Source organism: Planococcus sp. BI3 (assembly GCF_056680115.1).
Genome location: NZ_CM155266.1, coordinates 1,028,102 through 1,053,581 on the forward strand (window position 1 = coordinate 1,028,102; position 25,480 = coordinate 1,053,581).

General features: G+C 48.3%; 23 protein-coding genes, 1 other RNA gene and 2 other annotated features. Of the genes, 2 read left to right on the forward strand and 22 right to left on the reverse strand.

The annotated features are described in order from the left end of the window. Positions 1-7: 7 nt before the first annotated feature. From yqeH to AC1MEO_RS05250, 3 genes are read right to left on the reverse strand one after another with little or no spacing between them, the layout of a single operon-like run. Entirely contained in the window at positions 8-1,111 is a 1,104-nt protein-coding gene (gene yqeH / locus AC1MEO_RS05240; protein ID WP_480334806.1) for a ribosome biogenesis GTPase YqeH, read from the reverse strand. Beyond that, entirely contained in the window at positions 1,108-1,629 is a 522-nt protein-coding gene (locus tag AC1MEO_RS05245; protein ID WP_480334807.1) for a YqeG family HAD IIIA-type phosphatase, read from the reverse strand. The genes yqeH and AC1MEO_RS05245 overlap by 4 nt, the downstream gene beginning before the upstream one ends. Before the next feature lie 38 nt (positions 1,630-1,667). Then, entirely contained in the window at positions 1,668-2,441 is a 774-nt protein-coding gene (locus AC1MEO_RS05250) for a phosphatidylserine decarboxylase (RefSeq protein WP_480334808.1), read from the reverse strand. Between the two features lie 95 nt (positions 2,442-2,536). Between AC1MEO_RS05250 and pssA the strand changes: the two genes are divergently transcribed. Then, positions 2,537-3,076 carry a CDP-diacylglycerol--serine O-phosphatidyltransferase gene (gene pssA / locus AC1MEO_RS05255; protein WP_480334809.1) on the forward strand — a complete coding sequence of 180 codons (540 nt, stop codon included), beginning with the start codon at positions 2,537-2,539 and terminating at the stop codon, positions 3,074-3,076. A 65-nt stretch (positions 3,077-3,141) separates the two neighbouring features. On the opposite strand, the gene mtnN is transcribed toward pssA, so the two are convergent. The 15 genes from mtnN to cymR all read right to left on the reverse strand — a co-directional run bounded on the left by mtnN (position 3,142) and on the right by cymR (position 18,588). Further along, a complete protein-coding gene (gene mtnN, locus AC1MEO_RS05260) occupies positions 3,142-3,846 on the reverse strand; it encodes a 5'-methylthioadenosine/S-adenosylhomocysteine nucleosidase (protein ID WP_480334810.1) in 705 nt (234 codons plus the stop codon). A gap of 421 nt (positions 3,847-4,267) precedes the next feature. Further along, complete coding sequence (locus tag AC1MEO_RS05265; RefSeq protein ID WP_480334811.1) at positions 4,268-5,005, reverse strand: YrrS family protein; 738 nt, start codon at positions 5,003-5,005, stop codon at positions 4,268-4,270. A gap of 132 nt (positions 5,006-5,137) precedes the next feature. Next, positions 5,138-5,614 carry a transcription elongation factor GreA gene (greA, locus tag AC1MEO_RS05270; protein WP_480334812.1) on the reverse strand — a complete coding sequence of 159 codons (477 nt, stop codon included), beginning with the start codon at positions 5,612-5,614 and terminating at the stop codon, positions 5,138-5,140. 80 nt (positions 5,615-5,694) lie between these two features. Beyond that, positions 5,695-6,318, reverse strand: a complete 624-nt coding sequence (gene udk, locus AC1MEO_RS05275) for a uridine kinase (protein WP_480334814.1) — start codon at positions 6,316-6,318, stop codon at positions 5,695-5,697. 36 nt (positions 6,319-6,354) lie between these two features. After that, complete coding sequence (locus AC1MEO_RS05280; protein ID WP_480334815.1) at positions 6,355-6,960, reverse strand: O-methyltransferase; 606 nt, start codon at positions 6,958-6,960, stop codon at positions 6,355-6,357. Positions 6,961-7,051: 91 nt separating this feature from the next. Further along, complete coding sequence (gene mltG, locus AC1MEO_RS05285; RefSeq protein ID WP_480334817.1) at positions 7,052-8,176, reverse strand: endolytic transglycosylase MltG; 1,125 nt, start codon at positions 8,174-8,176, stop codon at positions 7,052-7,054. 123 nt (positions 8,177-8,299) lie between these two features. Then, the gene (locus AC1MEO_RS05290) at positions 8,300-8,614 is read right to left on the reverse strand and encodes a DUF1292 domain-containing protein (RefSeq protein WP_480334818.1); all 315 of its coding nucleotides are present in this window, start codon (positions 8,612-8,614) and stop codon (positions 8,300-8,302) included. A 10-nt stretch (positions 8,615-8,624) separates the two neighbouring features. Then, complete coding sequence (gene ruvX, locus AC1MEO_RS05295; protein WP_480334819.1) at positions 8,625-9,044, reverse strand: Holliday junction resolvase RuvX; 420 nt, start codon at positions 9,042-9,044, stop codon at positions 8,625-8,627. 2 nt (positions 9,045-9,046) lie between these two features. Next, the gene (locus AC1MEO_RS05300) at positions 9,047-9,313 is read right to left on the reverse strand and encodes an IreB family regulatory phosphoprotein (RefSeq protein ID WP_223638110.1); all 267 of its coding nucleotides are present in this window, start codon (positions 9,311-9,313) and stop codon (positions 9,047-9,049) included. Between the two features lie 89 nt (positions 9,314-9,402). Further along, positions 9,403-12,027, reverse strand: coding sequence for an alanine--tRNA ligase (gene alaS / locus AC1MEO_RS05305; protein WP_480334820.1), 2,625 nt, complete (start codon positions 12,025-12,027; stop codon positions 9,403-9,405). Positions 12,028-12,069: 42 nt separating this feature from the next. After that, positions 12,070-12,279 (reverse strand) — a binding site (T-box leader). A gap of 495 nt (positions 12,280-12,774) precedes the next feature. Beyond that, positions 12,775-15,192, reverse strand: coding sequence for an SF1B family DNA helicase RecD2 (recD2, locus tag AC1MEO_RS05310; protein ID WP_480334822.1), 2,418 nt, complete (start codon positions 15,190-15,192; stop codon positions 12,775-12,777). Between the two features lie 24 nt (positions 15,193-15,216). Next, the gene (locus AC1MEO_RS05315) at positions 15,217-15,876 is read right to left on the reverse strand and encodes a tetratricopeptide repeat protein (RefSeq protein WP_480334824.1); all 660 of its coding nucleotides are present in this window, start codon (positions 15,874-15,876) and stop codon (positions 15,217-15,219) included. A 14-nt stretch (positions 15,877-15,890) separates the two neighbouring features. Continuing rightward, positions 15,891-17,009 (reverse strand): tRNA 2-thiouridine(34) synthase MnmA, encoded by a 1,119-nt coding sequence (gene mnmA, locus AC1MEO_RS05320; protein ID WP_480334826.1) that lies wholly within the window; start codon positions 17,007-17,009, stop codon positions 15,891-15,893. 13 nt (positions 17,010-17,022) lie between these two features. Then, positions 17,023-18,156, reverse strand: a complete 1,134-nt coding sequence (locus AC1MEO_RS05325; protein ID WP_480334828.1) for a cysteine desulfurase family protein — start codon at positions 18,154-18,156, stop codon at positions 17,023-17,025. A 15-nt stretch (positions 18,157-18,171) separates the two neighbouring features. Further along, positions 18,172-18,588 (reverse strand): cysteine metabolism transcriptional regulator CymR, encoded by a 417-nt coding sequence (gene cymR, locus AC1MEO_RS05330; RefSeq protein WP_480334830.1) that lies wholly within the window; start codon positions 18,586-18,588, stop codon positions 18,172-18,174. 567 nt (positions 18,589-19,155) lie between these two features. Between cymR and AC1MEO_RS05335 the strand changes: the two genes are divergently transcribed. After that, a complete protein-coding gene (locus AC1MEO_RS05335) occupies positions 19,156-20,445 on the forward strand; it encodes a replication-associated recombination protein A (RefSeq protein ID WP_480334832.1) in 1,290 nt (429 codons plus the stop codon). A gap of 504 nt (positions 20,446-20,949) precedes the next feature. Here the strand turns inward: AC1MEO_RS05335 and AC1MEO_RS05340 are convergent. The 4 genes from AC1MEO_RS05340 to hisS all read right to left on the reverse strand — a co-directional run bounded on the left by AC1MEO_RS05340 (position 20,950) and on the right by hisS (position 25,110). After that, a complete protein-coding gene (locus AC1MEO_RS05340) occupies positions 20,950-21,714 on the reverse strand; it encodes a tRNA threonylcarbamoyladenosine dehydratase (RefSeq protein ID WP_480334833.1) in 765 nt (254 codons plus the stop codon). Between the two features lie 101 nt (positions 21,715-21,815). Continuing rightward, a non-coding RNA gene (ssrS, locus tag AC1MEO_RS05345) (6S RNA) lies at positions 21,816-21,998 on the reverse strand. Positions 21,999-22,042: 44 nt separating this feature from the next. After that, positions 22,043-23,827 (reverse strand): aspartate--tRNA ligase, encoded by a 1,785-nt coding sequence (gene aspS, locus AC1MEO_RS05350; protein WP_480334835.1) that lies wholly within the window; start codon positions 23,825-23,827, stop codon positions 22,043-22,045. 2 nt (positions 23,828-23,829) lie between these two features. After that, the gene (gene hisS, locus AC1MEO_RS05355; protein ID WP_480334837.1) at positions 23,830-25,110 is read right to left on the reverse strand and encodes a histidine--tRNA ligase; all 1,281 of its coding nucleotides are present in this window, start codon (positions 25,108-25,110) and stop codon (positions 23,830-23,832) included. 53 nt (positions 25,111-25,163) lie between these two features. Next, positions 25,164-25,403 (reverse strand) — a binding site (T-box leader). Positions 25,404-25,480 lie beyond the last annotated feature (77 nt).

Here is a 25,480-nt window from a genome sequence, read left to right on the forward strand (position 1 = left end):
AAACCTCCTAAATCAGCGATGGGCGCACAAGAACTTCTACACCTTTAGGTGCATAGGCAGCAACGACAGCATTGCCGTGTTGAATCGTAATCCAGCCAAGCCCGGAAAAGACGATATCCGTCTTCGCATCTTTAATGCTGAACTCATGGCGCACCAATTCCGGAAAATCATCTTTGTACTCTGCTGAAGGCGGTGCCAGCATACCGCCTAAATGCTGCTCATACAAGGCATCTGCATTATCCAGCTTGGTCCGGTGGATTGGCAGGTCATTGGCTATGTGGACTGTAAAGGACGAACGATCGCCTTGAATAAAGTCAAAGCGAGCCAATCCGCCGATGAATAGCGTCTGTTCTGCATTCAATTGGAAAACGCGCGGCTTGATTTCTTTTTTAGGCATAATCTGCTTAAGATCGGCCGTTTGAAGATGGTGTGCCAATTGATGGTGGTTAATGATTCCTGGTGTATCGAACAATGAACGTTGGTCATCCAATGGAATTTCAATCATATCCAGTGTGGTTCCAGGGAAATGGGAAGTCGTGATAACATCCGCCTGCCCTGTCGCCTGTTTGATGACACGGTTGATGAAAGTTGATTTTCCGACATTCGTACAGCCGACCACATAGACATCTTTGCCTTTGCGGTATTTTTCGATAGCTTCCATAGCTTCTGGAATCCCAGTTCCTCTATGGGCACTGACCGTCAACACATCAATCGGCTGCAAGCCTAATTTACGGGCTTCCTGCTTCATCCAATGGATCAATTTATGCTGTTTGACTGATTTCGGCAGTAAATCCGCTTTATTGGCAATCAGCAAAATATCGTTATTCCCGACAAAGCGATGAAGGCCCGGAAGCCAGCTGCCGTTAAAGTCGAAAATATCGACAATTTTCACAATCAAGCCATCACGTTCCCCTAAACCATTTAAAATACGCAGAAAATCATCATCCGTCAAAGAAACCGGTTGAAGTTCGTTGTAATTTTTCAGGCGGAAACAACGCTGGCAAATAATTTCTTCTTTTTCCAATGAAGACGGCGGAGCATATCCTACCTCTTCTTTGTTTTCAGTTTGAATCTGTACACCGCATCCGATGCAAGTTGGTATTTCACTCAATTTTCTTCCTCCCACATCAATTGTCCTTTTTCTTTCAATCTCTTCATGATTCTTCGTTCAACTCTCCGGTTGAAACGGGTGAAAAAGCCATCAGACTGAGCCACCGGCAATACCAGGATCGTATGCATCTTATTCAAATTGCCGCCGAAGATATCCGTCAGCATCTGATCGCCGATCACCACCACCTGGTCGCGTTTCGCTTCCATGATCCGGAGCGCTTTGCGGAAAGCGCGGCCCATCGGTTTGCGGGCTTGATAGATAAACGGAATCCCTAAAGGGTCCGCGAACGACTTGACGCGCAATTCCTTGTTGTTGGAAACGATCACTACCTGGATGCCCGCATCCTTCATCGATGTCAGCCATTCAATCAATTTCGGCGTCGCATCCGGACGGTCCCATTCTACAAGCGTATTATCCAAATCCGTAATAATGCCCTTAATATTCTTTTCAATCAATGTTTCCGGCTTGATGTCGAAAACATCTTTTACATACTGGCTTGGTACAAAATTCTGATACACTGCAACCCACTCCTGTTTTCCGAACTTAATGCTTTTGATTATACCATATTTCCTAGCGCTTCTCCCACCTTGATCCGCTTGCCATCCGACATATCTTCGACAAATTTGATGGAATTCTCCTCAAAAAACAAGACAACTGTGGAACCGAAACTGAAATAGCCCACTTCGCTGCCTTTTTGCCATTCGCTGCCGGTTTCGGTCAACTTGATGGAATTGACGAACATGGCGCCTACTTTGACTATAAGCATCCTGCCAAAGGCCGTCTCCAATTCGGTGATCATGCGGTAATTTCCGCTGATCGGTGCTTTTCCGTACTGTAATCCGGCCGCATTAACTGGATACGACTTTTTTCCAAGTACGTATTGCTTGTTCACTTTGCCGTCAGCCGGGCTGTGGATCCGGTGATAATCGGCAGGCGATAAATATAAAACTGCGTATTTGCCATGCTGATAACGGGCTGCCAAAGTGGCGTCACCCAATAGGTCGGCTAGGGAATAATGCTGACCCTTCACAAGAAACCGAGTTTCTCCCTGTAGGTCTCCAGCAATTTCCACTTTTCCATCCACGGGCGAAACCACTGGTGCACTGTCGATCGGCCGGCTGGCTGCAGTCAATTTACGGACAAAGAAATCGTGGAGTGTCGGAAAGGAATCCAACGGCTTTTCAACATCATCCGTTAAAATCTGATAGGCTTTAATATAACCTGGAATATACCTGCGGCTGTTTTTGGATTGGGCAAACTGTCGAATCAGATTCGAAGTAAAAGCTCCATTTGTAAGTTCAATGGAACGCTGGTACAAATATTTTTTCATAGAGATGCCTCCGTTGCTAAAATAGTCTACCATTTTTTTACCTTTCACAGTATAATAGAGTGAACAAGTTTACAAAAAAGAAGGAGTGTTTTCCATTGTTAATTACTGAAAAAATGGATCACACCATAAAAAAGCTGAGGTCACAGACCGCTAACACCATCACAATCGGCAATATGCTGTTTGGCGGGGCTTCACTTATGGCCACTTTAAATGGATCTTATAGCTATAGCGTGCTATTTATATTTATCGCAGCTTTTTTGGACCGCTTTGACGGTATGGTGGCAAGGAAGTTCAATCAGGAATCAGAATTAGGAAAACAACTCGATTCGATGAGTGACATATTATCCTTTGGTGTTGCGCCCGCAATTTTAATTTATCAGCTTGTCTTATCGGACTTTGGTTTTATCGGAATGGTTTTTACAGTTCTTTATATTTCGTGTGGCGGTTTTCGGCTGGCACGTTTCAACATCTCAGATGCCACGGGGTATTTTACCGGGTTGCCGATTACAGCGGCTGGCACGATCATCACCTTATCTTATTTCGGGCTATCCGTGCTTTCGCCGGTCGTCTATATGTTCCTGTTCGTTGTCTGTTCCTTATTGATGGTCAGTACCTTCACCTTAAGAAAAGTGTAAAAAAAGCTGAGTGACGTTGAGAAAACGTCCTCAGCTTTTTATTTTGGCTTATGCCATCAATTAACTTAGATGCGCGCGGCCAACTGGCTGATCACATTAAAGACGATTTCCGTTGAATGCTTGGCTGCCATCGGCAAAAATTCATCGAATGATACTGATGATTCTTTTCCGGCAATATCAGATAGAGCACGGATGACTACGAATGCCACGTCAAATTGGTAGCAGACCTGCGCGACCGCCGCCGCTTCCATTTCGGCCGCTTTCATCGTCGGGAAATATTCACGCACTCTAGCCACGCGCTCCGGATCATTCATGAACGAGTCACCCGTCGCAATCAAACCGACTGCGTAATCATGCTGGCCCATTTCCTTCACTGCTTTGACTGCCAGTTCAATCAATTCTTCGTTGGAAGTGAAAGCCGCGGGCAATTGGGGAACCTGTCCCATTTCATAACCAAAGACCGTGACATCCACGTCGTGATGGCGGACTTCGTCGGAGATGACTACCGCGCCTACTTCAAGCTCTTCATCAAATCCACCTGCTGAGCCGATATTAATGACAATATCCGGCTTGTATTGCTGCAGGAGGATCGTTGTCGACATGGCGGCATTGACCTTGCCGATGCCGCTTTTCAGCAAGACGATTTCCTGTCCTTCGTATGTACCCAACGTAAATTCACATTTCGCAATTTCTTCTGTCTGTGGATTTTCCAGACCGCTTCTCAACAACTGAACTTCTTCTTCCATCGCACCAATTACACCGATTTTCATTTTGCCATTCCCCATTCCAGTGTCAGTTTATCTTATCTGTTTCATTATCATTTACATATAAGTTGTGCCAAAGATCTTCGCCTGCTGATATTCCACAAATCAGCTCCGCTACCCCGCTGGAGTCTCCGCTGATTTGCTCCATATCTTTTATAAATATAGTGTGGAAACACAGTGACTCACATCGAATTAACAATATCTCTTAGCGCCGGCGTGTCCATGGGCTAGGCGGAGCAAGCAGACTGGCATCCTTTGCCTGACTTCTCGCTAGAGCCAATGAGGGACCAGGCATTCCTGGGATCTCATTGGCGACGAGCTTGCGCAGGAGCAATCGTCTTTGCCCTACCCAAAGCGTCCGGAACGTTGTGTAAAAGCCGGCTTCTTTAGTTCCACTTACATTATAGCAAAGAAAAAGACGCCTTTATCAATAGGCGCCTTCCAGCGTTTTCAGTACGTCCAATTTCACCGGTTTCCAGCCTTCGCCGTCTACCCATTCCATGTGGACACGGTATTTCTCAGATTCATCCTTAGACTGCACGGTCGCAATCGACTTCTGCGGACCGCCGCCGTTTTTAATCATCATGACATACATATTATTGGCATCAAGGCCTGTTGCATAGGCAACCGCGTTGACTTTTTCGTTCCAATCCACAGAATCCTTCTGGTAGACAGAAACGTGGTCACCTTTTTGCTTGGTGCCGACCGGCTCCCAGCTTGTGTTGATGACTGTTTCTTCTACAATCGGGTCGCTGGAATCTTCACGTGTAATGGTTCCGCCTTTTGTGACAGATCCTTCTTTTTCTTTTTCTTTTTCTTCTTTAGCTTTTTTTTCAGCAGCTTCTTTTTCAGCTTTTTCTTCTTCAGCTTTTTTTGCTGCTTCTTTTTCTTTTTCAGCAGCTTCAGCGTCTTCTTCCGATTCTTCTTCAGTACCTGCGCTTACGTCTTCACTGTCGCCAGTGCCACTCGTTTGGTCTTCGGTTTCAGGTGAAATCGTTACTGCTTCAGAATCTTGAGCCTGATCGTCCCCTCCACTAAACAGCATGGAAACTCCAATAATGAGAATCAATGCAAATACCAAGCCGATCATGATATTCAAAATGGAATTTGACCGGTTTTTCTTTTTCTTCAAACGAGAGGGATACGGTTTTTCTTCGTTAGTCATTGGATGTCCCCCTTTCTTAATAGTTTACCATAAATCCAGTATGACAAATTTGACGTTTCAACCATAATTTCGTTTCAGTTAAAGTCAAAATAATGAGAAACGGCCATCCCTTTTACAGAATGGCCGCCTCTATCACGTGATTGAAAGAATCTTGATTTCCATTTCTCCGCCGGGTGTCAATACTTTGACATTTTCACCGATTGTGCGGCCGATCATGCTTTTGGCAATCGGAGAATCATTTGAAATGCGGCCTTCCATCGGATCCGCTTCAGCTGATCCGACAATTGTGTAGGATTCTTTATCGCCATCTGGAACTTCTATAAATGTAACGGTCGTCCCTAAACGAACGATGTCTTTATTTGATTCATTTTCATTTATGATAACCGCGTTGCGGATCATCGATTCTAATGTTGAGATACGGCCTTCTACAAATGCCTGATCTTCTTTTGCGGAATCATACTCTGCGTTCTCGGATAAATCTCCGAAATCACGGGCAATTTTAATGCGTTCAACCACTTCTTTGCGTTTAATTGTTTTCAGAAAGTCCAGTTCATCTTCCAACTTCTGCTTTCCTGCAGCTGTCATTGGAAATTGTTTTTCGTTAGCCATTGTTTCCACTCCTTCAACTGCTGACCTGGATGCACGTGTGCAACCGTCAGTCTGGTCTCATCATATTATAGTTTTACAATCTATTCAAGAATAGTTTTGATTTTCGTGACCATTAAATCAATCGCCACTTCATTTTGTCCGCCTTCTGGAATGATAACATCCGCATAGCGTTTTGTCGGCTCGATAAATTGATTGTGCATCGGGCGGACGACGGTCAAGTATTGTTCGATGACGGAATCGATGGTCCGTCCCCGTTCGTTGATGTCGCGCAGCAGACGGCGGATGATGCGCAGATCCCCATCTGTATCCACGAACAATTTGATGTCCATCAATTCCCGCAGGCGCAGATCTTCAAGCACCAGGATTCCTTCCAGGATGATTACGTCTTTTGGTTCGATTATGACCGTTTCTTCAGCACGTGTATGTAACGCGTAATTATAAACCGGTTTTTCGATGGGACGGCGCTCCAGCAATTCGTTGACATGTGTGATCAGCAAATCCGTATCAAATGCCAATGGATGGTCATAATTCGTTGCCAGGCGTTCTTCAAAAGCCAAATGGCTCTGATCTTTGTAATAATAGTCCTGCTCGATCACTACCACTGAGTTTTCTTTAAATACTTCGTAGATGGAGTTCGTTACACTCGTTTTTCCCGAGCCTGAACCCCCTGCGATCCCAATAACGACCGGCCGTTTAGTAGACATGTTGTTTAGCTCCTAGCATACTTCTTTTTAGTTTGTTCATTTTTTTCTGCAGATCATAATACCGTCTCCAGATGACAATAATTCCGTGTCATAGCGGGGATGGTGGAGCATATGATCCTTAAAGACCGCCAGATTTCGGATCATCGTCCGCTTTCTTCTCGGCACTTCAGATAAAGGGATAGCTGAAAGTCCATGCATCGCCATATTATCGCAATATATGATTCCGCCTGTTGGCAATAATGCCTCGTACTTATCGAAAAAGCGTTCATATTGTCCTTTTGCCGCATCGATAAAGATGGCATCATACTGCGGTTTCAGACTGCTCAGGTCAAGCTCCAATGCATCTGCATGGAAAATTCGTATCCGTTCCCCAAAACCTGATTGCGCAATAAACTCAACCGCTTTCCCGTAGCGGGAATCGTCGCGTTCAACGGTATCCACCGTACACGCCGGCAACGCCTCAGCCATTTTAATCGCAGAAAAGCCGATAGCCGCACCGATTTCCAAAATCCGTTCAGGCTGCTGGGCTTTCAACAGATTCACCAGTTCCTGGATGCCCTGATCTTCCATGATCGGCACATGATGCACAGCAGCATAGGTTTGGATGGCGTGAAGCGTCGTAGTTAATTGATTGTTCACCATACTGGAAAGCTCCTTTTCGACTAAGCAAAAATTACTTCAAATGTTACCATAAAAAGAGAAGGAAAGCGAGGGCGCTTCCTTCTCAAAAATTTTAGTTTCCGATATGTTCATCCCGGTTTGCCAAATGTTCTTCGTAGGTTTTGGCAAAATGATTCGTACCAGTCGAATCAGCCAGGAAGTAGAAGTATTCGGTATCAGCAGGATCGAGCACTGCTTCAATCGAAGATCCTCCGGCATTCGCAATCGGCCCCGGCGGCAATCCTTTGTTCTGATAGGTGCTGTACGGGTGTTCAAATTCGTAATCCGTATTGAATAATCGGTCCTTGTGCTCCCCCATTGCATAGATGACGGTTGGATCTGTCTGCAGCGGCATGTCGTCTTCCAATCGGTTATAAAAGACGCTGGCAATGGTTTGGCGATCAGACTGCGCTGTTGCTTCTTCTTCCAGAAGGGAAGCGAATGTCAGCAACCAGTGCGGAGACTGGTCGAGTTCTTCCAATACGGCCTGGTATTGCATAACATTAGCTTGTGTTGTATCAAGCATCTGTTCAATGAGCAATGTCAGTGAAGGATCTTCTTCGTAAATCGGATAAGTGGCAGGGAACAGATAGCCTTCGAGTGCATAGCGGATGTTTTCGCCCATAATTTCATCCGTCAATAATTCAGGGTACTTGATCATCAGCTCTTCAAGGTAAGCCGGATCCTCTATTTTCGCCAAAAATTCCTCAGCCGTATGCGACGTTTTCTCTGCAACGACGTTTTCGGCAATTTCTTCTACCGTTAAGCCTTCCGGAACATTAATCGTAAATAGTGGCTCCCGATATACTTTACCGCTTTTCAGGCTTTCCGTAATTTCATCCAGTGTCATGGAAGGCAACAGATCGTAAGTTCCTGCCTGAAACTCGGATTCATTATTGAATTTAACATAGTATTTGTAGATGCGGGCATCTTCGATGACACCATTGTCTTCAAGCAATGCCGCAATACTATCCAAACTTGAACCGATTGGGACCTCGACTGTCACCACTTCTTCTGATTCCGGATCAACCGGCGCCAGAGCGCTGCTGATGTAATTATAGGTTTGAAAGCCTGCGATACCGATGACAACCAATAGGATCAGCACGACTATTAATACGATGCGTCGGACGACTCTCACTTCCTTTTTCTTTTCTTTCATGCGTTCAAACATGATTTCTTTTTTCGACTGCTTTTCCATGGGTTCCCCCCCAGCTTTTCTCTTTTGCAAAGTTGGACCTTAGCTGGTCAACTTCTTATAGTATACAAGAAAAACGCACAAAAGAAAAAGACGGAATCAGCAATCAATTCCGTCCTCCCATTTTTATAGCTCTTCGTTTTCGTTTTCTTCTTCTTCGTCAAGGAAGGTATTCAGCATTTCTTCGATCATGTCCCATTCTGCATCCGTTTCAACCGGGCGAAGTTCTCCGCCGCCAACAGTTTCGTCTAAGTCAGGGTTTTCAGTAAAGGAAGATGCATGAATTTCGATTTCGCCTTCTTCATCTTCTTCAGCGCCTATCGGGAAATACAAAACATATGATTTTCCGAAATCTGCTGATTCAAATGTAAACAATACTTCAAATAATTGTTCGTTGCCGTTTTCATCAACGACTGTAATGTGCTCTTGTCCGTGTTCCATTTGTGTCACCTCATATTTTTTTAAAATCAAGATAGCCCTGCAAAATCATGACTGCCGCCATCTTGTCGATCACTTTTTTGCGGTTTTTGCGGCTGACATCCGCGGAGATCAACATCTTCTCTGCTGCTGCGGTCGTAAGCCGTTCATCCCATAGGACTACCGGTATACTATACGCTTCTTTCAGCAAAGCTGCAAACCTTTCGGATGCTTCAGCGCGCGGCCCGATTGAATTGTTCATGTTTTTCGGATAGCCGACAACCGCTTCGGTCACTTCGTATTGCTTGATCAGCTCGCCAAGGCGGGCCATTCCGAATTCTTCGATCGCTTCATTTATTTTGACGGTTTCGATTCCTTGGGCAGTCCAGCCCATCGGATCGCTGATTGCGACTCCAATTGTTTTCGAACCGACATCAAGTCCCATTATACGCATTATTATTCCCCGTTATTCTTTTTGATATAGAACTTTACAAGCTCTTCCAGAATTTCATCCCGTTCCAGTTTGCGAATCATATTTCGCGCATCCTGATGGCGAGGAATATAAGCCGGATCACCTGATAATAAATATCCGACAATCTGATTGATCGGGTTATAGCCTTTTTCTTCAAGTGCAGAATGGACCTGAAGCATTACTTGCTTTACTTCCTGCTCCATCGACTCATCAGACGAATCGAATTTCATAGTGCGATCAAATGAACTCACGACAAGCACCTCGCTTTCGGATTTTGAATAGGAATAATTGCTCCTGCTGTCTGATTTCCATTATAACCGATAGCGTGGATTTATTAAACCTATTTCACTAAGCTATAAACTGATTCGAGCGCCGCTTCCAGTTTCCCGGCATCTTTCGCGCCAGCCATCGCCATGTCCGGACGGCCTCCGCCTTTGCCTCCGCAAAGCTCTGCCACGTGTTTGACGATTTGTCCGGCATGATAATCGCCGCCTGCCAAATCTTTCGTGACGCCTGCAGCCAACATGACTTTGTCCCCGTCTGTAGCGCCAAGAACGATGACCGCTTTGTCGATTTTCGTTTTCAGATCATCCATCATCTGGCGCAGCTGGTTATTGTCCTTCGCTTCCACTTTGACGGACAATACGGTGATGTCGCCGATTTTCTGCGCGCTATCTAAAATACCCGCAGATTGCGCATTGGAAACCTTCGCCAGCAACGATTCATTTTCACGCTGCAGCGATTTTATTTCCGCCTGGACGGACTGAACTTTTTGGACCATATCTTTTGGATTGGCTTTCAAAAGCCCTGCCGCCTGCTCCAAAATCTGTTCACTGTCTTTCAGGCTGCCATAAGCACCTTTACCAGTCACCGCTTCGATTCTGCGGATGCCGGCTCCAATGCCGCCTTCTGAAACGATTTTGAACAAGCCGATTTCAGACGTATTGGCCACATGGACACCACCGCATAGCTCCAGTGAATAGCCGCCGATTTCAACGACACGGACAACATCTCCGTATTTCTCGCCGAACAAGGCCATCGCGCCCATGTCCTTGGCTTCCTGCAGGTTGTGGTAGCCGGTCTGGACTGCAATGCCTTCCCAAACTTTTTCGTTGACGTTCTGTTCGATGATCTCCAATTCCTCTTTTGTCACTTGGCCAAAATGGGAAAAGTCGAAACGCAGACGGTCCGGACCTACATAAGACCCTGCCTGGTTGACGTGCGTACCCAGAACATCTTTGAGAGCCTGATGCAATAGGTGTGTCGCCGTATGGTTTTTCACCGTATGGCGGCGCTGGGATGCATCCACTTGCGCGTGGACAGCCGCTTTCGTCAATTCACCGGTTTCTACGCGTACGGAATGCAGGTTCTGGCCATTCGGCGCTTTTTTGACATCCAGCACAGCTACTTGGACCAAATCGTTGCTCATCGTGCCGCGGTCTGCAATCTGCCCGCCGCTTTCTGCATAGAATGGCGTCTGATCCAGGATGACCTGGACTTCTTCTCCTTCATGCGCGCTGTCCGCAAGTTCACCGTCTTTGATGATGAATAAAACATTAGCGTCCGATACCGTATCGCTATAGCCGATAAACTCGCTCGCTGCTTTGATATCGCCCAGCACTTCAGATTGCGTCTGCATCGAATTGACATTCTGGCGCGCATTTCTCGCACGGTTACGTTGAGCCTGCATTGCTGATTCAAAGCCTTTATGGTCGATTGCCATGCCTTCTTCTTCTGCGTATTCCTCTGTCAACTCCACTGGGAAGCCATACGTATCATACAGGCGGAATGCATCTTCACCTGGAATTTCCGATTGCCCAGCCGCTTTTTGTTTTTCCACGACGGATGCCAAAATTGCCAATCCGTCATGAAGTGTTTCGTGGAAACGTTCTTCTTCGAGTTTCATGACACGGATAATAAAGTCCTGCTTGTCGTTGACTTCCGGGTAGAAGTTTTTCATGATGTCGCCGACAACCGGCACCAATTCGAACAGGAACGGTTTCTCGACGCCCAGCTTCTTCGCATAACGGACAGCACGGCGCAGCAGGCGGCGCAACACGTAGCCGCGGCCTTCATTCGACGGAAGCGCTCCGTCTCCGATCGCAAATGCCACGGTGCGGATATGGTCGGCGATCACTTTGAACGCCATGTCCATATCAGCATCTTCACCGTATTTCTTACCCGAAATCTCTTCGGTTTTCCGGATGATCGGAATGAACAGATCGGTATCGAAGTTGGTCGGGACGTCTTGCACAACAGAAGCCATGCGTTCCAAGCCCATGCCCGTATCGATGTTCTGTTTTGGAAGCGGCGTATACGTATGGTCCGGATTGTGGTTGAACTGTGAAAAGACCAAGTTCCAGATTTCCAGGTAACGGTCGTTTTCGCCGCCCGGGTACAATTCAGGGTCGTTCATGTCGTTGCCGTAGCTTTCGCCGCGGTCATAGAAGATTTCAGAGTTCGGTCCACTTGGGCCTTCCCCGATATCCCAGAAGTTGCCTTCCAGGCGGATGATGCGCTCAGCCGGCACGCCGACTTCGTTCAACCAGATTGCATAAGCTTCTTCATCTTCCGGATGGATCGTCACCGACAATTTATCGGCATCAAAGCCGATCCATTTGTCATCAGTCAGGAATTCCCAAGCCCAATGGATCGCTTCGGTCTTGAAGTATTCACCGATGGAGAAATTTCCGAGCATTTCAAAGAACGTATGGTGGCGTGCCGTTTTGCCGACATTTTCAATATCATTCGTACGGATTGATTTTTGTGCGTTGACGATCCGTGGATTTTCAGGAATGACACGGCCGTCAAAATATTTCTTCAAAGTCGCCACGCCGCTGTTGATCCATAGCAGTGACGGATCTTCAAAAGGTACGAGCGGTGCGCTCGGCTCCTGGTCATGGCCTTTTTCTTTAAAGAAATCGAGGTACATTTGTCTGATGTCTTCAGCTTTCAAATTTTTCATCTGTTTTTCCTCCTCAGCATAATAAAAAAGCCCCCATCCCAAAAAAGGGACGAAGGCTTTATTTCGCGGTACCACCCTAGTTACACGGACCATGAAGCTCCGTGTCTCTCGAACACCTTAACGCGGTTCAACGGCAGGGATTAGCTGCACTCCGGAGTAGCTTTCTAAAATCTGATCTCGTCAGGGCCTTTCAGCCAGGGGCCCTGTTTCTGTCCGGATGCGATTTTATACTGTCTCCATCAATGTGTTTGTCTATCAGTCTAATTTGAATTATAGAAAAAGCTTAGGGTGATGTCAATAGATGGACTTTTTTATTGTGCCCGTGTTCAGTTCACATAGTGTTTGGTTATTCCACAAAACAACTTCGCTTTCCTACGGGCTTGCGCCGAACTAACTCGGGCTAAACGCCCGAGTGGATTTCTTATATGTCGTTGCACTGCTCCCGCGGGAGTCTCAGCTGTTTTGCTCCATAACCTATAAGTGGCATGTTAATAATAAAACTCATCTTCCTCTTAAATCTTTTCAGATCAGCTAGTCAACTATCATTTAATTTTACCACTTCTGTTTTGCATTACCTTTAAAGAAAAAGTGGAAGGCGGCTACTACTTTTAAATCTGACGAGTGGCAAAACCCTGCTCCTTCGTCGCAAAGAGGTGCACCAAATTATCTTTGGTTCATCTCTTGGAAAGCATCCGCCTGGAGCTATTTCTTAAGCTCAACAATAAATTCTATAGTGCCTATAAGAAATCAAGCTTCCATAAACTTCTGTGGCGTGATGCCTTCCATGCCGATCATCGGGTGGATCGCATGGACATTTTCATTGGTCAGGCTGACGGGGCCGCTTTGCTCCGCTTCCGCTTTTTGCTGCGTTTGCTGTTCGGTTTTCGGTTCTTCTGCTGCGACCGCCAGGCGGTTTTTCAAAGTCGTCATCCGCTGCGCGTCGTCTGTGCGTTCGACGCCGTAGCGGAAAACGCTCGGGTCGCCGCACAGGATGAGGAAATCCTTGCTGCGGGTGATGCCCGTGTAGAGCAAATTGCGCCGCAGCATTTTCATATAGCCGCGGACCACCGGCATGATGACGGTCGAAAACTCGGAGCCCTGCGATTTGTGGATCGAGCAGCAATAGGCAAGCGTCAGCTGGTTCAAGTCGCTGCGTTCGTAGGTCACTTCGATGCCATCAAAAGACGCCACCAGCATATCCTGTTTTTCGACCGTTTCTTTGGCTTTGAGGATCGCCACGACTTCGCCCATGTCGCCGTTGAAGACATTGCTTTCCGGCTGGTTGACGAGCTGGAGAATCTTGTCGCCGATGCGGTAAGTGATGTCACCGAACACCAGCTCTTTGCGTTTGCCGTCCGGATTCGGGTTGACCATTTCCTGGATCAGCCGGTTCAAGGCATCGATTCCTGCCGGCCCTTTGTACATCGGCGCCAGCACTTGGATATCTTTGATGGAGTGGCCTTTTGACAAGGCGCTCTTGACGACTTTTTCCACTACGGATGGAATTTGGTCGATTCCTGCTTTGATGAATGAACGGTCTGCTGTTTTCGCTGTGATGTCATCCGGCAATTGGCCCTTTTTCATTTGGTGGGCCAGTTCGATGATTGAAGAGCCCGAAGACTGCCGGTAGATTTCGGTCAATTCCACAGTGGGGATCCGTTTTGATTCGAGCAGATCCCGCAGCACCTGTCCCGGACCGACCGGCGGCAATTGGTCCTGGTCTCCGACGAAAATCAGCTGGGCATCTTCCGGCACCGCTTTTAGGAGCTGGTGCGCGAGCCAGGTATCGACCATCGACATTTCATCGATGATGATCAGCTTGCCTTCGATTTCCTTTTCCGTTTCTTCGTCTTTTTCCTGGCCGTTGAAACCAAGCAGCCGGTGGATGGTCATCGCCGGCAAACCGGTTGATTCACTCAGACGCTTGGCTGCGCGTCCTGTCGGTGCTGCCAGGATGATCGGAAACGGCTCTTTTTTCTTGGCGTATTCTTTCGGATCCAGCGACAAGCCGTGCAGCTCAGCATAAATTTCAACCAGTCCGCGTACGACCGTCGTCTTGCCGGTACCGGGACCGCCCGTCAAGATCATGACGGATGAATTGATGCTGTTTTCAATAGCATCGACCTGCGTTTCCGCATAGCTGACACCCAGCCGTTCTTCTGCATCCCCAAGCGCTTTGCGGACTTCAGAACTCGGGAACTTCGTGCGGGTTGCCTGTTCCGCCAGCAAGGTTTCCAATTTCGTGGCGATGCCGACTTCCGAATAATACAGCGATGGCAAATAAAGCCGCGTTTCTTCTCCTGCGACTTTTCCTTCTTCATTCAACTCGATCGCCGCTTTGGAAATCGCTTCAACCGGAATATCTTCCTGTTGGCGCGATTCCAGCATCTCTTTAACCATGGGAATCAAGGTTTTGGCGTCCACATAGACATGGCCTTCTGACAGCGATGCCTGGTTGAGGATATGCAGGATCGACGCTTTGATGCGGTCCGGGTGGCTGCCGGTGATGCCGAGCTTCATGCCCAGTTCATCAGCGCGCTGGAAACCGATTCCTTCAATTTCCTCAATCAGCTGAAACGGGTTTTTCGTCAGGATGTCAATGGTTTCCTCGCGGTACGCCTGGTAGATCCGCATGCCGACCTGCGGACCGAAGCCCCAGTCGTTGAGCTGGATCATGACGCGCTCAAGACCGAGATTCATCTGCAGCGTTGCGCGGATCGTGTCCTTTTTTTCATCCGACAGACGCGGCACTTTGTCCAGTGCATCCGGATCCTCCAGGATTTTTTTGATGGCATCTTTGCCGAGCTTTTTGACGATCGTTTCTGCAGTTTTCCGGCCGATGCCATTGAACATATCACTTGACAAATAATGGATAATCCCTTGTTCAGTTTCCGGCACTTCCTTGGAGAAGGTTTCCACCTGGAACTGGACGCCGTAGCGCGGGTGATTTTTCACCACGCCCGTAAAACGGTATTGCTCTTCAAGTGACAGCATCGGGAAATAGCCCGACACGATGATTTCTTTTTCGGTATACGGGGTATTGGTTTCCTGGATCTTCACTTTCGCGATGGAGAATAAATTTTGGGGATTGTGAAAAATCGAGACGACAGGACGCCCTAATACAAACTGTTTTTCTTCTTGAAACAAATCGATTTGTCCGGTCATTTCTGTCGTCTCCTTTTCACGTGGCTATTCCAGTGTCGTTGCGATCATATCGTAGGCGTAGCGCGCCATTTCATTGCGGTCATCAAGCGTATACGCTTGTTTCAAGTGGTGCATGGCATCTTCTGTGCGGTTTGTGGAAACGGCATAAAGAACACCCAGATTGTAATGGGCGTCCGCATGGTTCGGCTCCCGCTCCAGCACTTGCAGAAATTGCGGTTCTGCCAGTTCAAACAATTCGATCGATGCCAAGGTGATGCCATAGCTCAAACGGGCTTGGACATCCCCTTCATCGAGTTCTACTGCACGCTGCAGATAAGGCAACGCCAATTTTGGCTGATCCAGCTTTTCCAGGCATTTGCCGATCATGAAATGGGCATCTGCCCCTTCCAATTCATACTGCAACGCTTTTTCATATAATTTCAAGGCTTCTGCATAGCGCTCTGAATTGAAATAAAGATTGGCCAGGCCGTAAAAAGCCGTCGCCGATGTTTCATCCAGCACAATCGCTTTTTGGAAAAAGCGTTCTGCACGGTCGATTTCGTCCATGGAAGTCAGCACATGCCCAAAATTGATATAGCCAAGCGGATCTTCCGGCTGTTCTTCGATGGCTTTTGTAAAAGCTTGGATCGCTTCTTCCGTGTTGCCTTCCTGTAATGCCTGTATGCCGATTTCGTTGTAATTCATCGCTGTCTCTCCCATTAGCCTACATATTCCAAACGCGCGCCATTTTTAAAGACGCGGTCGATGGTTCCGCCGCCCAGGCATTCTTCGCCGTCATAGAAGACGACTGCCTGTCCGGGTGTAATGGCACGGACCGGTTCTGCAAATGTCACAATGGCTTCTTCGCCTTTAAATTCCACCGTTACGCCGACGTCCTGTTGGCGGTAGCGGAATTTCGCTGTGCATTCCAAAATGCCGGTTGGCGCTGTATTTGATGTGAAACTTAAGTTTACCGCAGTCAGGCTATCCGAGAAAAGAGCATCGTGGTGGATATTTTGCCCGACATACAAAATATTTTTTTTCAGGTCTTTGCCGATTACGAACCATGGGTCACCGGCGCCGCCGATGCCAAGTCCCTGGCGTTGGCCGATCGTATAGTACATCAAACCATCATGCGAGCCCATCTTGACACCTTCCAAGGTTTCCATCCCACCAGGCTGAGCCGGCAGGTATTGCCCCAGAAATTCCTTGAAATTGCGTTCGCCAATAAAGCAGATGCCGGTGGAATCTTTTTTAGCCGCTGTCGCAAGACCAGCTTCCAATGCGATTTCACGGACTTTTTTCTTTTCCATATGGCCGATCGGGAACATCACTTTAGACAATTGGCTTTGATCCAATTGGTTCAGGAAGTAGGTCTGATCTTTGTTGGAGTCTTTGCCGCGCAGCATTTTCGTTTCGCCGTTTTCTGCGTGCTCGACTTGTGCGTAATGGCCGGTCGCCAAATAATCCGCGCCCAGGCTTAACGCGTGCTCGAGGAAAGCTTTGAATTTGATTTCCTTGTTGCACATGACATCCGGGTTCGGGGTGCGCCCCGCTTTGTATTCTTCCAGGAAATACGTAAAGACTTTATCCCAGTACTGTTTTTCGAAATTGACCGCATAATACGGAATGCCAATCTGGTTGCAGACCTGAATGACGTCTTCGTAGTCTTCTGTCGCTGTGCAGACGCCATTTTCATCGGTGTCGTCCCAGTTTTTCATGAAGATGCCGATGACATCATAGCCTTGCTCTTTCAATAAATGTGCGGCAACCGAAGAGTCGACCCCTCCGGACATGCCGACGACAACACGTGTATCTTGTGGTGCTTTTGCAGTCATTTTTTTCACCTTTTCATTTTAACGCCAAACGCTGGCTGATTTGAGCTGTCTTTTCGGCAGCTTGTTCAATATCTTCAGGCATCAATCCGATGCCGAAACTGAAACGGATGGAATTGCGGCTTTCAATCGCCTGTTCCCCGTACATTGCAACGAGCACATGGGAAGGATCGATCGATCCCGCTGTGCAGGCTGATCCGCTGGAAGCTGAAATCCCCGCTAAATCCAAATTGACCAGAAACGACTCGATTTCAATGCCCGGAATGCTGAGATTTAAAATATGTGGCAGTTGGTTGCTGCCGTTTACCTTATAGTCGATGCCTTGCTGATCCAAAGCAGTTTTGAAGATGGTCTTGTATTCTCCGTAAGCCGCTGTTCTTTCTTCCATCGTTGAAAGTGAAATCTCCACGGCTTTGGCAAACGCAGTGATCGCCGGAACATTTTCCGTTCCCGCGCGGCGTTTGCGTTCCTGCTCTCCCCCATACAAAAGAGGCGTCAATGCCGTTCCTTTGCGTTGATACAAGAAACCGACGCCTTTCGGGCCATTGAGCTTGTGGGCGGAAACGGACAATAAATCGACGTTCAGGCTGTCGACATCGATCGGCAACACACCGTATGCCTGGACAGCATCGGTGTGGAAAGTGACATCCGTCCCTTTTAGCAGCTCGCCAATTTCGGCAATAGGCTGAATGGTGCCGACTTCATTGTTGCCCAGCATGACCGATACTAGAATTGTATCGTCACGCAGCGCATTTTTCACGTCTTCTGCTCGCACCTGCCCATTTTCGCCAACCGGCAAATACGTCACGTCATACCCTTCGCGCTCCAGCTTCTCGCAGGCATGCAAAACGGCATGGTGTTCAATCACCGTGGTGATGATATGCTTGCCGCTCTTTTTGGCAGCCGTTCCGAAAATCGCGAAATTATCCGCTTCTGTTCCGCCGCTGGTGAAAATGATTTCATTGTCATCGGCGTGGATGCTTTTGGCCAGTAATTTACGCGCATCGTCCAGCGCTTTTCGTGCAGCTCTTCCAGTTCCATGTATGCTTGACGGATTGCCGTAGACCGCCCCGAGTGCTTCGGAAAAAGTCGCGGCAACTTCCGGGTGCACCGGCGAAGTCGCCGCATGATCTAAATAAATTCGATTCATGATGAATTAACTCCCTTATATATAATACATAAAATTTTCAGTTTCACCGACATTGGCGTTCGCCAAATCTTCGATGGAGGTTGTATCCAGGACATTCTTCACAGCATCACGGATGCGGATCCATAACTCGCGCTGAGGCTGTTTTTCGTCTTCGATGCCTTCAACCGGCTGGATCGGCCCTTCCAGAACGCGGATGACATCTCCTGCGGAAATTTCTTTCGGATGGCGCGTCAGCATATAGCCGCCGTATGCCCCGCGGACGCTTTTGACAAGCCCGGAGTTGCGGAGTGGGCCCACCAGCTGTTCCAGGTAAGCTTCGGACAACTCATTTTCTGCCGCAATCTTCCGCAGCGGCACCGGGCCTTCCCCGTATAGTTTTCCTAGTTCGATCATGATTGTCAGACCGTAACGGCCTTTGGTTGATATTTTCATCATTACACCTCTAAGTTTCATAAATTGAACGAAAGATCTTTCTGTTGAAAAATGAAGAATTCGCGCCAGGCGGACGCTTTCCGCGGGCACGGACTCTGCCGCTTCCCTCGCTCCGCTCAGTCCAGTGGCTCCGTCTCGCGCTATTCCCGCAGGAGTCGCCGCCTTACGCTCATTCTACAACTTCTCATAAGCGACTATTATATTATAATTTACTCATTAAGATATGGAGCAAATCAGTTGCGAAAACCGTACTGCTCCTGCAGCGCTATGCACTTCGTCGCAAAGAATGCAGTGACTGAGTAGGCTTGGGCACGAGCCCTTGGCAGTTGGCACCGCGACGTCCTGTCGCACCAACTGCATGACCCACATCCTGCGGGCCCGAAAGCGCAGCTGATTTTCAGAATGCCATTAGCAGAATAATGCTACTAATAACGGACTGATTCACTCCAAATAAATACCGATATTCTTCAAAACAGTATAGCATAATTTGGGCCGAATGGACTTGCAATGACTTTTGAAACCTCAAACGCTATACTAATAGAACGAATGTACGGAAGGAGTTTTCTTATGCATAATGAACCTTTAGCTTTCCGTATGCGCCCCCGGACCATCGACGAAGTCGTCGGACAAAAAGATGTCATCGGACCGCATACGGCTCTATATAAAATGATCAGCAACGGCCATGTGCCGTCCATGCTGCTGTACGGCGAGCCGGGAATCGGCAAGACGTCCATCGCGCACGCCATCGCCGGCACGTCCAATTTGCCGTTCATCGCGTTGAACGCCACCACTTCCGGCAAGAAAGATGTTGAGGAAGTCGTGACGGAATCACGGATGACCGGAAAAGTCCTGTTGTTCCTGGATGAAATCCACCGTTTCAATAAACTCCAGCAGGACGCCCTGCTGCCGCATGTCGAAAGCGGCTCGATCGTCCTCATCGGCGCGACGACGGAAAATCCGTTCCATGACGTCAACCCTGCAATCCGTTCACGCTGCGGTGAAATCAAACAGCTGAAAAGGCTCGCGCAGGAAGATATCGTCCAGCTCCTGAATGCTGCCTTGACAGATCCAAAGCGCGGCCTCGGCAATGAACAAATCGATATTTCCGAAAAGCAGGTCGAGCGCATCGCAGAAGGCACCAACGGCGACGCCCGAAAGGCATTGACGATGCTCGAATCGATCGTCATCGCTTCTGATGAACGCGATGGCAAATATATGATCGAAGACCAGATGATTGAACAAATGATCAAGCGCGTCGGCGTTTTCGGCGATAAAAAAGGATCCCATTTCTTCAACTTGCTGTCTGCGCTGCAAAAATCGGTGCGCGGCAGCGACGTCAACGCCGCGATGTACTATTTGGCCCACCTGCTGGAGAATGGCGACTTGACGGCCGTGACACGCCGCTTGCTGGTGATGGCCTACGAAGACATCGGACTTGCCAATCCGGCAGTCGGCGGCCACGTACTGTCGGCTTGCCAAGCAGCAGATCGCCTCGGCTTGCCGGAAGCACGCATTCCGCTCGCTCAGGCTGTTGCTGAAATGTGCCTGTCCGAAAAATCCAATTCGGCCTATAAAGCCATCGATGCAGCCACCGCCGCCATCAATAAAGGCGATGTCGGCGACATCCCGATGCATTTGCGGGACACCCATTACGCCGGCAGCGCCGACCTCGGACATGGCGGCTACCGCTATCCGCATGACACACCAATCGGATCGTTCGGCGGCTGGGCCGACCAGGATTACTTGCCGAAAGAAGTGAAATCGGCTGAGTTCTACAAACCCGTCATCGCCGGCGAAGAAAAGAAATTCGCCGGTATTTACGAGAAGCTGAAAAGCTTCCGGAAAACTAAAAAATAAATATGTTCTAAGCAACGCCATTTCCTTAAACGGAGATGGCTTTTTTTCATACCTATATAAGGTGAACTACTTCTTTACAACGGCTTCTGCCTGCATTAGATTTTCGGCAAATCAGCTTCAACTTAGTGCCGCAGGAAGCGGCTCATGCAGTTGTGCCAATATGACACTCCCTAATTGCCCGAATGAAATTCTTACGATGTCACTGCACTATTTTGGAAATCTACACTGTTTTACTCCATAACCTATAATCCTTTAATCAGCAAAATCAGGAAGAAAGAGTGGAAGGCGGCGACTCCAGCGGGATAGCGAGACAGCCGAGACCCCGCAGGGAGCGAAGCGACTGAGGAGGCTTGGCGCTCGCCCGCAGGAAAGCGTCCGCCTGGAGCGAATTCTTCAGACTTGCTCCTTTTTGACAATTTCCAAAAACCATTTCTTTAGTACAACTTAATTTATTCTGTCGTAACCCCACAGAAAAGCCGGCTCATGAAAAGAGCCGGCTTTCGTTTAATTCATGCGGACGCGCGTGATCGGGATGGATTTCGTGATGTCGTTGACGACCCAGCTGGCAGCGATCAAGCCGACCGTCGACGGCACGAAGGCATTCGAAGACGGCGGCATCTGCGCTTTGCGGATGGCCGCATCGGGCTTGCCGACATTTCCGACCACGTCTTCACGGACGATGATCGGACTTTCGTCTGAAAAGACGACAGGAATGCCTTTATAGATTCCGGCCTGGCGCAATTTCTTGCGGATGATTTTCGCAAGCGGATCGGTATGCGTCTTGGAAATATCCGCAATTTTAAAGCGTGTCGGATCGGTTTTATTGGCGGCTCCCATGCTGGCGATGATCTTGGTCCCGCGCTTATAGCATTCCTCCATCAGATGGACCTTGTAGATCATGGTATCGGACGCATCGATGACGTAATCCGGGTTATAGCTGAAAAATTCTTCATAAGTTTCTTCGGTATAGAACATATGCAGGGAAATCACCTTGCATTCTGTATTGATGTCAGCGATGCGGTCTTTCATGACGCCCGCTTTGGACTGCCCTACTGTCGACAGGTTGGCGACCAGCTGGCGGTTGATGTTGGTGATGTCGACATTGTCCTTGTCCACCAGGATGATGGTTCCGACGCCGCTGCGTGCACAGGCTTCCGCCGCAAAGGATCCCACGCCTCCGATGCCCAGGATGGCGACTGTTGCATTTTTCAATAAATCGATTCCTTCTTTTCCTACTGCTAATTCATTTCTCGAGAATTGGTGTAACATTAAGCCACTGCCTTTCAAAGTAGATACGCATAATAGGGATTATACACATTAAAAATCCCTCCGACAAATAATTGTCGAAGGGATAAAAATGATTTTTTATTAGGAATCCCAATCGTGCCGTCTTTGTTGGTGCGCATCGTTTGAACCCGCTGAAAGCAGGTGGGTGACCTCTTCACCACTTATAACTTCCCGTTAAGGCATGTTAGCCATGGCGAAATGTGATCTCCCGACGACATAATGTTGGGTCAAAATCGAATTGCTTAAAACGAACACATCAGGATTCTCTATACCCGTATGTTAGCACACCTTTTTTATTTAGACAAGCTTTTTACTCTGATACTTTTTTATTATTCTGAATGTTCAACGATAAGCTCAATTCTTCAAGCTGTGCACCGGAAACTGGGCTTGGTGCATCTGTCAGCAGATCACTGGCGCTGGCGGTTTTCGGGAATGCGATGGTGTCGCGCAAGTTCGTGCTGCCCGCAAGCAGCATTACCAGACGGTCCAGGCCAAAAGCGATTCCGCCATGCGGAGGCGTCCCGTATTCGAATGCTTCCATCAAGAAACCGAATTGCGCATTGGCTTCTTCTTTGCTGAAGCCCAGTACTTCAAACATCTGCTCCTGGATATCGCGGCGATAGATGCGGGAAGATCCCCCACCCAGCTCATAACCGTTCAAAACAAGGTCATAGGCCTGTGCGCGGACGTTCTGCGGTTCTGTAGCCAATTTATCCAAGTCTTCTTCAAACGGCATGGTGAAAGGATGATGGGCTGCATAATAGCGGCCTTCCTTGTCATCATACTCAAGCAGCGGCCAGTCTGTGATCCACAGGAATTTATAGATCGAGTTGTCGATCAAACCAAGCTCTTTGCCGAACTTCAAACGAAGTGCGCCCAGTGCATCTGCGACAACAGTGCGCTTGTCTGCAACAAACAGCAACAGATCTCCTGCTTCTGCTTCTGCACGCTGGGTCAAAGCAGTTGCTGCTTCGCCTTCAAAAAATTTGGCGATCGGCCCTTTGACGCCTTCTTCTTCGACTTTCAGCCAAGCCAAACCTTTTGCTCCGTATACGGCAGCAAACGCGCCCAGTGCATCAATGTCTTTGCGTGAATAATTGGCAGCCTGGCCTTTAACGTTGATCAGTTTGACCTGGCCGCCGTTTTCGATAGCGCCGGTGAAGACTTTGAACGCCGAATCTTTCACCAGATCCGATACGTCGACCAGTTCCAGGCCAAAACGCACATCCGGTTTATCTGAACCATAACGGTCCATTGCTTCTGTATAGCTCATGCGCTGGAAAGTCGGCTCGATGTCGATTTTCTTCACATCTTTCATCATTTGGCCCATCAGACGCTCATTCATGCCGATAATGTCTTCCATTGTCTGGAAACTCATTTCCATATCGATTTGCGTGAACTCCGGCTGGCGGTCTGCGCGAAGGTCTTCATCACGGAAGCAGCGCGCAATCTGGTAATACTTGTCAAATCCTGATACCATCAGCATCTGCTTGAAAAGCTGCGGCGATTGTGGCAAGGCATAGAATTCACCATCATGGACACGGCTTGGCACCAAATAATCGCGTGCGCCTTCAGGAGTTGATTTCGTCAAAATCGGCGTTTCCACTTCAATGAAACCTTCTTCATCCAAAAAGCGGCGAATGGATTTGGTGACATCTGAACGCATTTTAAAGGTTTCGTACATCGCGGGACGGCGCAGGTCCAAGTAACGGTATTTCAGGCGCAGATCTTCACTGACATCCGTATTGTCATCGATTGCGAACGGCGGATTTTTCGCTGCATTGATGATGGCTGCGTGGTCCACCTGCACTTCGATTTTCCCGGTTTTCATGGCTGCATTGATTTGGCCTTGCGTCCGTTCTACAACCAGTCCGTCGATATGAACCACAAATTCATTGCGGAGCGATTCGCCGATAGCGGCAGCTTCCTTTGAAATTTCCGGGTTGAAGACCACTTGGACAATTCCTGAACGGTCGCGGACATCGACAAAAATCAAACCGCCCAGATCCCGGCGTTTTTGTACCCAGCCTTTTAATGTAACACGCTGCCCTATGGCAGTTTCGTTGACTTCCCCACAATAATGCGTTCTTGACATATTTATTCCTCCAGTGATTTCTTATTCAATATGGTTTGGGCGATTTCTTCGAATGCCATTTCCTGCTGTTCACCCGTCGCCATTTCTTTCAATGCCACTCTTCCGCTTGCCAGTTCCGTTTCGCCGATGACAATGACAAATCCGGCACCTTTGCGGTCAGCGGATTTCATCTGCGCTTTCACTTTACGGCCGGCAAAATCCATATCCGCCGAAATGCCGTTCATGCGAAGATCGCGTACAACCGCAAATGCTTTTTTCTTGGTCGTCTCGTCCATCGCCACCACGTAAACTTCCAGGTTATGCGATTGGCCGATTTCCACTTTCTCCATTTCAAGTGCCAGCAATAGGCGTTCAATGCTCATCGCAAAGCCGATTCCCGGCGATTCCGGACCGCCCAAATCTTCAACCAGACCGTTATAGCGTCCACCGCCGGCCAAAGTCGTAATGGCACCAAAACCTTCCGCCTCGCTCATGATTTCAAAAGCGGTGTGGTTATAATAATCAAGGCCACGGACCAAATTCGGATCGACGACAAAGCTGATGTCCATACTGGCAAGATAGGATTGCACTTCATCAAAATAAGCCTGTGATTCTTCATTCAAAAAATCAGCAAGTGACGGTGCAGTTGCCATCAAGGGATGGTTGCGGTCCACTTTGCAATCCAGGATGCGCAGCGGATTCTTCTCAAGGCGCGTCTGGCAATCGCCGCAGAATTCTTTGATGCTCGGCTCGAAATGCTGGATCAGCGCTTCCCTGTGTGCAACACGGCTTTCTGTGTCGCCGAGTGAATTGATGACCAAACGCAATTGCTTGAGGCCGACAGAACGGTAAAGGTCCATTGCCAGTGAAATCACTTCCGCGTCGATCGCCGGATCCTTGGAGCCGATCGCTTCAACGCCGAATTGCACGAACTGGCGCATGCGGCCTGCTTGCGGGCGTTCGTAGCGGAACATCGGGCCGGTATAGAACAATTTCACCGGCTGGTCGGGCATGCCGAATAATTTATTTTCCACATATGAACGCACGACAGAAGCTGTGCCTTCCGGGCGCAGCGTCAACGAACGGTCGCCGCGGTCCTGGAAGGTATACATTTCCTTTTGGACGATGTCCGTCGTGTCGCCGACACCGCGCTGGAATAATTCCGTGTGTTCAAAAATCGGCGTGCGGATTTCCTTGTATTGATAAAGCCTGCACAAGTCGTTGATCTTTTGTTCGATCTCCTGCCATTTGGCGGATTGGTCTGGCAGCACGTCATAAGTGCCGCGTGGTGCTTGAATGTTCATAGTCTCTACTCCTCCATTTTTCCATACAAAAAAGCTCCCGCCCCTTGCTTTACGCAAGGGACGAGAGCTTGTATAAGCTTCCGCGGTTCCACCCTAGTTGATGCAAAATGCTGCATCCTCTCATTCCGGGTAACGGCCGGTTCCGTCTTTTCCTAATAAGCGGCAAGCGCTTTTCAGAAAAAAGCCTCGAAAGTGTTTTTCGTCGCAGTTGTCTGCAGGAAAGTTTACAGCCCGAGACTCTCCCTCTCTTTTCAGCCAAATCATGCAATTACTTTCTTCGTCGTCAGCAAATATATAAGTATAATAAATCAATCTTAATAACTCCCCGATAGCTTGTCAACCTTTTTGACACAAGGCGTCCGTTTTTTGA

Excerpts from the sequence above, each read along its gene's own strand:
- cymR (WP_480334830.1), bottom strand. The coding sequence starts at position 18,588 with ATGAAAATATCAACCAAAGGCCGTTACGGTCTGACAATCATGATCGAA.
- hisS (WP_480334837.1), bottom strand. The coding sequence starts at position 25,110 with ATGAACATTCAAGCACCACGCGGCACTTATGACGTGCTGCCAGACCAA.
- greA (WP_480334812.1), bottom strand. The coding sequence starts at position 5,614 with ATGGCTAACGAAAAACAATTTCCAATGACAGCTGCAGGAAAGCAGAAG.
- mnmA (WP_480334826.1), bottom strand. The coding sequence starts at position 17,009 with ATGACTGCAAAAGCACCACAAGATACACGTGTTGTCGTCGGCATGTCC.
- AC1MEO_RS05335 (WP_480334832.1), top strand. The coding sequence starts at position 19,156 with ATGCATAATGAACCTTTAGCTTTCCGTATGCGCCCCCGGACCATCGAC.
- aspS (WP_480334835.1), bottom strand. The coding sequence starts at position 23,827 with ATGTCAAGAACGCATTATTGTGGGGAAGTCAACGAAACTGCCATAGGG.
- mtnN (WP_480334810.1), bottom strand. The coding sequence starts at position 3,846 with ATGAAAATCGGTGTAATTGGTGCGATGGAAGAAGAAGTTCAGTTGTTG.
- recD2 (WP_480334822.1), bottom strand. The coding sequence starts at position 15,192 with ATGACCGGACAAATCGATTTGTTTCAAGAAGAAAAACAGTTTGTATTA.
- AC1MEO_RS05315 (WP_480334824.1), bottom strand. The coding sequence starts at position 15,876 with ATGAATTACAACGAAATCGGCATACAGGCATTACAGGAAGGCAACACG.
- mltG (WP_480334817.1), bottom strand. The coding sequence starts at position 8,176 with ATGGAAAAGCAGTCGAAAAAAGAAATCATGTTTGAACGCATGAAAGAA.
- AC1MEO_RS05325 (WP_480334828.1), bottom strand. The coding sequence starts at position 18,156 with ATGAATCGAATTTATTTAGATCATGCGGCGACTTCGCCGGTGCACCCG.
- AC1MEO_RS05340 (WP_480334833.1), bottom strand. The coding sequence starts at position 21,714 with ATGTTACACCAATTCTCGAGAAATGAATTAGCAGTAGGAAAAGAAGGA.
- AC1MEO_RS05280 (WP_480334815.1), bottom strand. The coding sequence starts at position 6,960 with ATGGTGAACAATCAATTAACTACGACGCTTCACGCCATCCAAACCTAT.
- ruvX (WP_480334819.1), bottom strand. The coding sequence starts at position 9,044 with ATGCGTATAATGGGACTTGATGTCGGTTCGAAAACAATTGGAGTCGCA.
- alaS (WP_480334820.1), bottom strand. The coding sequence starts at position 12,027 with ATGAAAAATTTGAAAGCTGAAGACATCAGACAAATGTACCTCGATTTC.
- udk (WP_480334814.1), bottom strand. The coding sequence starts at position 6,318 with ATGTCTACTAAACGGCCGGTCGTTATTGGGATCGCAGGGGGTTCAGGC.
- AC1MEO_RS05250 (WP_480334808.1), bottom strand. The coding sequence starts at position 2,441 with ATGAAAAAATATTTGTACCAGCGTTCCATTGAACTTACAAATGGAGCT.
- AC1MEO_RS05290 (WP_480334818.1), bottom strand. The coding sequence starts at position 8,614 with ATGGAACACGGACAAGAGCACATTACAGTCGTTGATGAAAACGGCAAC.
- AC1MEO_RS05265 (WP_480334811.1), bottom strand. The coding sequence starts at position 5,005 with ATGACTAACGAAGAAAAACCGTATCCCTCTCGTTTGAAGAAAAAGAAA.